The 249-nt window shown below is 40.6% G+C and carries 1 protein-coding gene; it reads right to left on the bottom strand.

Features of this window, described 5'->3' with window-relative positions; all coding sequences use genetic code 11:
- Window positions 1–249: YcjX family protein (locus tag AAEY57_RS20690; RefSeq protein WP_350608746.1), on the bottom strand; the 249-nt coding region annotated here is incomplete at both ends.

Raw genomic sequence — 249 nt, forward strand, 5'->3', positions numbered from 1 at the left:
GTTTCGTGCCCTTCGTTTAATGCACTAAGTACATCTACAAGTACAATTTGGCGATCAAAGTGCCTAAAATGCTCATTATAAAATGGTTTTACAACTTCTTTTATATAGGCGTTAAAACGCTTAATTAAATGCGCTAAATTAGAACCCGCAACGACATCGTCACTGTTTATTTCACCCGATACCGGAAAAAACAATAACAATGGCGCGCCTTGTAGGTCGCCAGGCATTAGCATGCGCCCAGGTTGTAAC

Source organism: Pseudoalteromonas sp. MER144-MNA-CIBAN-0113, assembly GCF_040308965.1.
Classification (GTDB): Bacteria; Pseudomonadota; Gammaproteobacteria; order Enterobacterales; family Alteromonadaceae; genus Pseudoalteromonas; species Pseudoalteromonas tetraodonis.